Origin of the sequence: Bacillus sp. MUM 116, assembly GCF_001866655.1 — a bacterium.
In the GTDB taxonomy this organism is placed as follows: Bacteria; Bacillota; Bacilli; order Bacillales; family Cytobacillaceae; genus Neobacillus.
The window spans coordinates 1-9,605 of sequence record NZ_MLYR01000104.1 but is presented as its reverse complement, the minus strand read 5'-3'; the positions used below and the strand labels follow the sequence as shown (position 1 = coordinate 9,605).

6 protein-coding genes are annotated in these 9,605 nt (G+C 40.7%); 2 read left to right on the top strand and 4 right to left on the bottom strand.

What is annotated here, in order from left to right:
- Positions 1 to 126: 126 nt before the first annotated feature.
- The 4 genes from BIV60_RS22765 to BIV60_RS22750 form a co-directional block, all read right to left on the bottom strand.
- Positions 127 to 477 (bottom strand): ion channel, encoded by a 351-nt coding sequence (locus BIV60_RS22765; RefSeq protein WP_371261581.1) that lies wholly within the window; start codon positions 475 to 477, stop codon positions 127 to 129.
- A 147-nt stretch (positions 478 to 624) separates the two neighbouring features.
- Positions 625 to 1,410 carry an ABC transporter permease gene (locus tag BIV60_RS22760; protein ID WP_071358011.1) on the bottom strand — a complete coding sequence of 262 codons (786 nt, stop codon included), beginning with the start codon at positions 1,408 to 1,410 and terminating at the stop codon, positions 625 to 627.
- 3 nt (positions 1,411 to 1,413) lie between these two features.
- A complete protein-coding gene (locus BIV60_RS22755) occupies positions 1,414 to 2,205 on the bottom strand; it encodes an ABC transporter permease (protein WP_071358010.1) in 792 nt (263 codons plus the stop codon).
- A gap of 2 nt (positions 2,206 to 2,207) precedes the next feature.
- Positions 2,208 to 3,233 (bottom strand): ABC transporter ATP-binding protein, encoded by a 1,026-nt coding sequence (locus tag BIV60_RS22750; protein WP_071358009.1) that lies wholly within the window; start codon positions 3,231 to 3,233, stop codon positions 2,208 to 2,210.
- A 187-nt stretch (positions 3,234 to 3,420) separates the two neighbouring features.
- Between BIV60_RS22750 and BIV60_RS22745 the strand changes: the two genes are divergently transcribed.
- Both BIV60_RS22745 and BIV60_RS22740 read left to right on the top strand, forming a co-directional pair.
- Positions 3,421 to 4,716: a glutamate-1-semialdehyde 2,1-aminomutase gene (locus BIV60_RS22745; protein ID WP_141770529.1), complete on the top strand. Its 1,296-nt coding sequence runs from the start codon at positions 3,421 to 3,423 to the stop codon at positions 4,714 to 4,716.
- 303 nt (positions 4,717 to 5,019) lie between these two features.
- On the top strand, positions 5,020 to 9,489 hold the full coding sequence (locus BIV60_RS22740) for a glutamate synthase-related protein (protein WP_071358007.1): 4,470 nt from the start codon (positions 5,020 to 5,022) through the stop codon (positions 9,487 to 9,489).
- Positions 9,490 to 9,605: the final 116 nt, after the last annotated feature.

The window sequence follows — 9,605 nt, the reverse complement described above, 5'->3', positions numbered from 1 at the left end:
GGGTTTTTTCATCCCCCACTGATTGTTAGTTGAACTAATCGGGCTCTTACGGGCAGTTGACCCCTCTTACTCTTTCTGCTTACGCTAAACCCTGAAGGGGTCTTACTGCCCGTTAATGCGGGATAATTACTTCTCCCGATTAAGCATCGCTCTCGCCACAAATGCGGCCGGAAGGGTATAGCCAATGAGTGCTTCAGTTACAGCGATTACCCTGCCAATACCTAAAGGAATCACATCCCCATTCCCAACCGAGAACAGCATCATCGCACTAAAATAGAAACTGGATTCAAATATATTATTCCCATGTTCATGATTAATTTCTTTTAGTAAAGGTATTCCTTTAAGTTCGAAAAGTACGTAAATTAAACCATACCCAATAATAATGGTTAAATAAATACAACCTAAATACAAGAAATTTTCTATCGAAACAAATTTACCTTTTACTGTATTCGGGACAAAAAGAGTTTTTAAACTCATAAAAATGCAAAACACCACAATGGGAAGTAAGAAATAAATCATCTAGAATCACCCTTTATCTTGGAACATCCATTACCCCCATTCTATGCAGGCTTGCCCCATAAAATATCAAAAACCAGACAATAAGCCTGGTTTCCTCCAAATATATTAATTTCCTGCCCCTCGGTATTTTTTAACTCCCTGGTTCCAAAGCAAGATGGACAAAGTAAAAAAGATGACACCTATTACCGGCGTTAAGAAGGCATAGACAAACCATTCTTTTTTCCCTAGAAAAAAAGCCGCTGGATAAACACCTACAAATGCAAATGGAAGCACCCACGTTAAGACAAAACGAATGATTTTATTGTAAATATCAACAGGATAACGTCCATAATTACTAATATTGTACATCATCGGCATGAGGGACGTTCTTGCATCCGCCCAAAAGCTAATACAAGCAATCATGATAAAGACTCCTCCATAAACAAGAGCACCGCCAGCCACAAAAATTAAAAACAACAAAGGATCATACCACTTGACCTCGAGACCAAGCCTGGCCCCTGAATAAAACATAACCGCCAGACCTGTAATCACTCCTAATAATGATTCCAACTCCAACCGCTCTAGGATAATTTGAAAAAGGCTGTGAATCGGCCTCGTTAAAATCCGATCCAGCTCCCCTTTCACAATATAGCGCTCGTTAAAATCCCAGATATTAAAAAAGGCAGAAAAAACAGCATAAGGGACAAGGAAAAAGCCATATATAAAAATAATTTCATCGCGATTCCAGCCATTTAATAAATTCGTATGTCCAAACACAACTAAAATAAATACTAGATTGATTGCCTGTGACAGTAAATCCGAGAAAAATTCGACAAATAAATCAGCTCGATATTGAAATCTTGTCTTTAAATATTGTGAAATATATTGAAAAAACATTGAAACGTAAAACATTGCTTACCCCCCTTGTATGATCAGCTGTTTTTTCGCTACAGACCAGAGGAACTGAATCGGAATAAATAATATTACCACCCACAGGAATTGCTGTAAGATTGCCCCCATTGCCTCCGAATGGGAAAACCCCCCGGTAAAAATCATACTCGGTATATAGCTAATCCCTTGAAAGGGCAGATATTTCATAATTCCCTGCGCCCATCCTGGAAAGAAGCTGATTGGAAGGAGCAGGCCTGAAAATAAATCAATGACAACCCGTTTTGCCCGAATCAAACCGGCATTATTATATAAGAAAAAGGTGGTGATTCCTGTTAATAAATTCAACTGTGTATTAATACAAAAACTTAATAAGGTGGATAGTGCAAATAATCCCCAAACACCCGGATCCCAAGTAAATTTGATCGGGAAGATAAAGGAAACAATAATCAGCCCGGGAATCGAGAAAAAGAAAAGCCGAAAAATCCCTTCGCCCAATCCCTGCATCGTTTTCATGCCGAGATAGCTATAGGGACGAATTAATTCAATCGCCACTTTTCCTTCCATAATTTCAAGGGCCATTTCCCTGTCCAGGTTATTAAAGTAAAAGGCACGGGCCATCCAGGAAACGGCAACATATGTAGTCATCTGGATAACGGAAAGGCCTTCAATATGCTCTTTCCCCCCATAGATGGCTGACCATAAAAAATAATACGCCCCAATGTTAATACTATAAATCACAATTCCCGTATAATAATTTGTTCGGTAGGCAAGCATCATTAAAAAACGGATGCGGATCATTTCAAGATATTTATCCAAATTTAATTGCCCCCTTCTACTTCCACCGTACCTTTTTCATAAATATTACGGATAATTTCCTCTGTCGAGATTTCATTTATTTTCATATCTTTTATTTTAAAGGCACTGACTACTTTGGCGATTAACTGGGAAATCAGTTCCTCTTTATCCTCGATGTTGGCACTATAGATTGCTTCTTTTTCATCTAGATCCCATTTTACCGGAAGTCCTTTTGTTACCTCTTTTAATTTTTCAATCTCAACCTTTTCAAGGAATTGAAATTGCAGTTCTTTGCCTTCTCCCCATGTTTCCTTTAAATTTCTAAGCGCGCCATCATAGATGATTTTGCCCTCATCAAGCATAATCACTCGTTCACAAAGCGCTTCGATATCTGATAAATCATGGGTAGTTAAGAGAATGGTTGTATTGTACTTTTCATTAATTTCCTTTAAAAATTCACGAATCTTTAATTTAACTAGGACGTCAAGCCCGATGGTCGGTTCATCTAAAAACAATAATGGTGGATTGTGAATTAATGCTGCAGCAAGCTCACAACGCATTCTCTGACCAAGTGATAATTTCCGAACAGGTTTATCCAAAAGCGGTTCGATGTCCAATGTTTTGATTACATGCTCCATATGATTGTTGTAATCTTCGTCGGATACTTTGTATACTTTTTTCAAAAGCCGAAACGATTCCTGAACCGCAATATCCCACCAAAGCTGAGACCTCTGACCAAAAACGACACCAATCGTTTGAACAAATTTCTCCCGTTCCTTATGCGGGTTCATTCCATTGACGGTGATTTGGCCGGATGTTGGCGTTAAAATCCCCGTCAACATTTTAATAGTCGTCGATTTTCCCGCCCCATTTTCGCCGATATATCCGACCATTTCCCCCTTTTTTACGGAAAATTGAATATCATTCACCGCCGGCACCACCTTATAATTCCGGGTAAATAAGTCACGGAAGGCTCCTTTTAATCCCGACCGGCTAGAATAGGCTTTAAATTCTTTTCGCAATTTTTTTACATCTATTACATTTTCCATCGATTTTCCTCCTGCTACTTTCCCTAATGTGTTAGTTTAGCCAAATCACAGCGGTAAAACAACCGTTCTGCTTTATATTGGGAACAGATTTTATTCCATTAGAACAATTTTCAAAAATATAAAACAGCACGAAAACGCTAAAATAAGTGCTAAAATAAGAAAGAATCCATTTTTAGGAGGAAAATTTATGCAATTTATCAATTCTGAACGGTTACATAGTGAAGCTCTTGAACACATTGTTGGAGGAGTAAACAGCCCGTCCCGCTCATATAAAGCTGTCGGCGGTGGTGCGCCAGTAGTAATGGAACGTGCTCTGGGAGCCTATTTCTGGGATGTCGACGGCAATCAGTACATCGATTATTTAGCCGCTTATGGTCCTATTATCACCGGCCATGCACACCCCCATATTACGGAAGCCATCAAACATGCGGCTGAAAATGGTGTACTCTACGGTACCCCTACACCACATGAAGTAAAATTAGCAAAAATGTTGAAGGAAGCCATTCCTTCAATGGATAAAGTACGCTTTGTCAATTCCGGAACAGAAGCAGTCATGACGACAATCCGGGTGGCACGCGCCTATACAGGAAGAGACAAAATTATTAAATTTGCAGGCTGTTACCACGGCCACTCGGATCTTGTACTGGTTGCTGCAGGTTCCGGCCCATCAACACTCGGAACCCCAGATTCAGCAGGAGTGCCAAAAAGTATTGCTCAAGAGGTCATTACCGTTCCTTTTAATGATATTGAACCATTTAAAGAAGCATTAGAAAAATGGGGTGACCAAATTGCGGCAGTTCTCGTAGAGCCAATTGTCGGTAACTTCGGGATTGTTGAACCAAAACCAGGCTTCTTGCAGCAAGTGAATGATTTAACACATGCCGCGGGTGCTCTTGTCATTTATGATGAAGTCATCACAGCTTTCCGTTTCACCTATGGCGGTGCTCAGAACCTTTTAGGTATCGAACCGGATTTAACTGCACTCGGTAAAATTATCGGCGGAGGTCTGCCAATCGGAGCCTACGGCGGCCGAAAAGAAATTATGGAAAAAGTAGCACCGCTGGGCCCAGCCTACCAAGCAGGAACCATGGCGGGAAATCCTGCCTCAATGCTTTCCGGAATTGCCTGCCTGGAAGTGTTAAAACAAGAAGGAGTATATGAGTATTTGGATCGATTAGGTGCAAAGCTTGAGGAAGGGATTTTAGCTGCTGCAAAGGAACATGATATCCACATTACCATTAATCGCTTAAAAGGAGCCTTAACGATTTACTTTACAACAGAAAAGGTAGAAAACTACGAACAGGCCGAAAACACCGATGGCGAAACCTTCGGCAAATTTTTCAAACTCATGCTTCACCAAGGAATTAACCTTGCACCTTCTAAATATGAAGCATGGTTCCTCACAATTGCACATACAGAGGAAGATGTTGAAGCAACCTTACACGCAGTTAACAATGCATTTTCCTCACTTCACAACGAATAAATATACATTTTTTATACAATAAAAGGAAGTGGTTTCTACTTCCTTTTATTGTCCTCCTCACTTGAAAACGTTTACAAGTCCACATTTCATCTAAAATCAATATGATTTCAATCTAATATTTATATCCATTTTTCTGTATATTTATTTGAATTCTGAAAATTCATATGATACTATTAGATTATCATTTTTCCCATAATTCTATAAACCTCAGTTCAGTGGTAAAACCACAAATACATTTCCAAGATAAAATTTCATAGGAGGTGAAACGGCTTTAGGGGAATACCCTTTTGAAGCCCGACACATATGACACTTAAATATAACCCTTCCAAATTTAAAGATTTCCACAAACATGAGCACGATTCATGCGGAATCGTTGCCTGCCTAGAAAAACACAAGATTCCTACAAGAAAGAATATCTTCGATTGTATCGATGCCCTTGTGACTATGAATCATCGTGCCGGATTCATTAACGGTGAAGGCGATGGCGTTGGAATCCACATGGATATACCAGTTGCCCTTTGGAAAGAAAAACTGCAAAACGCAGGAATTGACCCGCAGCTCGCTGAAAAAGAGGAATTTGCTGTTGGGCATGTTTTTATCAGTCAAAAAGTCAACTGGCATTCAACTAAAAATGAATTACTTCAAAAACTAGAAAAATATGAATTAGAATTGGTTTTTGAAACAGTTGATGTGACAGATTCTTCTGCTCTTGGGCCAATTGCGATCCAGGAAAACCCTGTTTTCTGGCAATTTGCATGTCTATCCAAAAAAAGCGGTCAGGAATTAACGAAAGTCCTTTTTGAGGCATTAGTTGATTTTGAACTCAATGACCATATCCATGTAGCATCATTTAGTCAAAGTCATGTTGTTTACAAAGTAATGGGCGCCGGTGATATCCTTCCTCGTTATTATAAGGACCTGGCGAACCCGCTTGCTGCCTCAACCATCACTTTGGGACATAACCGCTACTCAACCAATACACTTTCAAGCTTTTTCAGAGTTCAGCCATTTAGTGTGCTTGGACATAATGGTGAAATCAATACAATTGCTAAGCTTCGGGACGAAGCTAGAATGATTGGTGTTCCACTTGTGAAGGACGGCAGTGACTCACAAGATTTAAGCCGAACAATGGAAACTCTAATCTCCCGCGACGGCTATTCTTTATTTGAAGTCATGGATCTGCTATTTCCGCCAATTATTAATGAAATAAAAGCTTATCCGGATAAATTGCAAGATTTATATACGTATCTTCGTGAAGCATGGGGGCATTATGCACAGGGACCTGCCGGAATCATTTCAAGATATGGCGATGAAGCGGTATTTAGTGTCGATGCACTTGGCCTTAGACCACTTTGGATGCTCGAAACCGAAACATCCTACCTATTTTCTTCTGAACCGGGGATAATTCCTTCCAGCGAATATGTGAATGATCCTAAGCCGCTTGCACCTGGGGAAAAAGTTGGTTTTAAATGGAATGGAGATCAATTGGATGTTTATGAACAAAACCGGTTCCAGAATGAAGTGTATAATCGAATTTCAAATCAATTAAACATTGAAAACTCACGAAATCGATTAAAATCACCTAGTTTAAATAAAACGGTAACAATGAATTATCCGGATAAAATCCACAATGGTCAATATAAAGCTTTCGGCTGGGAACGTGATCATATTCAATTAATTGAACAGATGGCTGAAAAAGGAATAGAGCCAATCCGTTCATTAGGACATGATGCACCACTCGCGGCTTTAAACCCTGAGCGAAAAAATATCGCCGATTTCTTTAAAGAAAGTGTCGCTGTTGTGACAAACCCTGCGATTGACCGGGATCGTGAAACAGAACATTTTTCCACACGCGTGATTCTTGGCAAACGCCCATCCTTATTTGAAAAAGAAGAAACAAATACCGTTCTTGAACTCATTACACCTATCCTGCTGGAAGGAAAATCAGGTTTTGTTTGTTCGGAGGAACTTGTACAGCCGAGCTTTGATCAAGTGGTTCAGTATTATAACGAACAAAAATTAGCAACGTTTATTTCCGCGACCTTCCGTAAGGATGAAGACATCAATCTGGCACTTGAAAGACTTGCTTCGGAAGCGGTTCAGGCAGTTCAATCAGGCAAGATCTTACTCGTTCTTGATGATGCCAAGGCCCATCAAGAGGATTTCTATTGGATCGACCCGCATTTAGTAACATCAGCCATCGATCAGGCACTGGTGAAAGCTGAATTAAGAAGAGACTGTTCTTTAGTTTTACGTTCAGCTTCCATTCGTTCCTTACACGATATTATTACTGCGTTAGGTTTGGGTGCAGATTTAATTAGTCCGTACTACATGTTTATGACTGTACTCGATGAATCAACTAAGCCATTGACTAATTTGTACAGTGCTTTAACAAAAGGACTTGAAAAAGTAATCTCAACAATTGGAATTCATGAATTGCGCGGATATGGAAGATTGTTCTCAAGTATCGGACTCCATGACGATATTGCAAAGGTTCTAAATATTGTAAACTTCTTTGGCTCAATGGAAATCGAATTAGATTTCGAAACAATGAAACAGGATTCCATTGCCAGAGCCCAAGATTATCATAATGAAAAAGAAAGAATCGGAAAGACCTTCCACCTCTTTCCACGGATTTGGAAAGCCATTGGTGATGTAGCCGCAACCGGCGATTATAGTGTATACCGTGATAAAATTTCAGAACAAGAGTTGGGGAACCCTACAACCATTCGCCACTTGGCTGGTTTAAAAGTGTCGAACCATCCAATTTCACCAACTGAAGTTGATATTACTGTAGGCGAACATGATCTTCCGTTTGTGATTTCTTCCATGTCATTCGGGTCTCAGAACGAAATCGCCTTCAGAGCCTATGCAGAAGGCGCTGACCGCTTAAATATGGTGAGCTTAAATGGAGAAGGCGGCGAAATTAAGGATATGCTTGGCAAATATCCAAAAACACGGGGACAACAAATTGCCTCTGGCCGTTTTGGGGTAAATGCTGAATTATTGAACTCTTCGAATTTGTTAGAAATTAAAATCGGTCAAGGTGCAAAACCTGGTGAAGGCGGACATTTACCTGGTTCAAAAGTGACAGCAAAAGTTGCTGCAGCACGTAACGCAACTTTAGGCTCTGACCTGATTTCACCATCGAATAACCATGACATTTATTCAATTGAAGATTTAGCCCAAATGATTCTTGAATTAAAAACAGCAAACGATCAGGCAAAAATCTCTGTTAAGGTTCCTGTCGTACCGAATATCGGTACCATTGCTGTTGGAATCGCAAAAGCTGGCGCAGATATCATTACATTAAGCGGTTTTGACGGCGGTACGGGTGCTGCGAGAATTCATGCCCTTCAGCACGTTGGCCTGCCAGTGGAAATCGGTGTAAAAGCTGCCCATAATGCCCTTTTAGAAAGCGGTCTGCGTCATAAAGTTGAAATTTGGGCTGATGGCGGTATGAAGAGTGCAATGGATGTAATGAAAATTATGCTTTTAGGAGCAAACCGAATTGGTTTCGGTACATTAGCCATGCTTTCGATTGGCTGTACAACATGCCGCGGCTGTCACTTAGATACCTGTCATGTTGGAATTGCCACACAGATTGAATCAGAAATTCAAGCAAAAGAACATGGACTAAGACGATTCGTTCCACGTCAATTTGATTTAGCCGTTCAAGGAATCATGAATCTTTTCACTGCATTCGGGCAGGAATTAAAGACACTTGCTGCATCACTTGGAATTCGTAACCTACAAGAAGCAGTGGGCCGCTCAGATTTATTATTCCAAACAAGCGGAAACCAAAAATTAGACTTATCTTACTTGCTAAAACCACTTGAGATCACTCAATTTACTAAGGCTGAGGCATCGAAAACCATTGCAGAAACACAAATGCAGGTAGCAGTTGGAGCAGAATATCTTGATGCAAGTATTGATCAATTGCATAGCTCTCGCGAGTTCGTAAGTGTTACATCAGAGCAACGAGTTTTGGGAAGCCGTGTTTCATGCCACCGTGTAAGAGGTAGAGTCGATGGTTCTTATAAACAGCTCCAACCTGTTCAGTTAAAATATCGTGAAGGATCGATTCCTGGAAATGGCTTGGGAGCTTATAACAGTGAAGGCATCTTTATTACGGTTAACGGCGGCGGCCAAGATGGGGTTGGTAAAACATCCTTCGGCGGTAATATTCAAATCCTGAAGGCGAAAGGGAAAAATGGCCGTTATTACAATGGTTCAGTCGGAAAAGGCTTTGGTTATGGAGCTCAAAAAGGGCTTCTTGTCGCGCAAGGTAATGCTGATGCACGCGCCGGAATCCGTCTGTCAGGTGCCGATTTAATCATCGGTGGCGCGGTTAAGCAGCCAATTCCTGCCCAGGAAAATGGCAATATCGGCGCAGGTGCAAATATTAAAGGTTTTGCCTTTGAATATATGACAAACGGCCGCGGTCTTGTACTAGGAGACCCAGGTCCATGGATTTGTGCAGGTATGACCGGCGGCGTCGTGTATACCCGTCATCAGCCTGAAATGGGATTAACAAAGGAAGCCATTCAACGAAGAATTGCCAAAGGTGCGAAGGTTTCTGTTAACCCATTAGATAAAAAAGGAAAAACAGATGTTCAAGAGCTTTTAGGTCAATATATCAGCTTACTTGAGAATGACGGCCAGGTGGAAGAAGCAACACAGCTTCAAGCACTATTACCAACTCTTGAAGAACACTTTGTACAAATTGTTCCTGTTAAAGAGCAAGCAGATCCATCTGTTTCTACAGAATGATACAAAAAACGTCCGCGAATATTACAGCGGACGTTTTTTTGTCTAGCGCAAGCGTCCTAGCCCCTCGATGGTCTACAGCCGATCCGTCAAGAAGGTTAAAGAGCAACCTTCTCGCC